General features: G+C 47.7%; 1 protein-coding gene. It reads left to right on the top strand.

Going from position 1 to position 599, the window contains the following annotated elements:
• Positions 1-599 (top strand): hypothetical protein (locus ACN0IC_RS15575; RefSeq protein ID WP_416879663.1); only part of this gene is annotated, 599 nt, incomplete at both ends.

Genomic DNA, 599 nt, shown 5'->3' with positions numbered 1-599 from the left:
TCTCGGGGCTTTCTGTAGGTCGCCTGTCTCATGAGCAGCCTTTAGACGGGATATTTGCATTTTCGGTAGAGTTTATCGAGTTGTTGATTGGTGCTTTGAGGTCACCCGGAGTTGAACCTGTAAATGTATCGAAAAGGGCGTCGTTTCATACCGAAGTGCAGAAGCATATAAAATCCGTGGGTGTTTTCTCGTTTCCTTATCTATCGGCAAGAGTTGGCGATCAGTATTGGCGGGTTCCAAGCTATCGACCTACATGGCATGGCAGTGAGATTTTCCTTGATGCTCCTCCCGGAAAGGAAATGCTTTGCCGGCCCAGAGTCAGGCATGAATACAAGTTATGCGATTACGCTCTTGATGCCGACCATCTCGAAAATGGTGCTTTATCATCTATCGTTCCTGAGCCTAGAAGAATAACGGTACGGGCGTCACAGCTACTTTTTCTGGCTAGAGATAGGGAGATGTTGAACTGTAAAGCAATTGAAGAGCACGATGCCGAGTGTAGAGAAAATGCACAGGAGGAGAGCTTCTCTGAAAGGCAGGAAGTCCTGCCAGCCACAGCCACCCCCTGTTACGATAGTCTCAAGGATGTTGATGGATTT

Origin of the sequence: Litorimonas sp., from assembly GCA_029936425.1 — a bacterium.
In the GTDB taxonomy this organism is placed as follows: Bacteria; Pseudomonadota; Alphaproteobacteria; order Caulobacterales; family Maricaulaceae; genus Litorimonas.
This window is presented reverse-complemented; position numbering and strand designations above follow the sequence as displayed.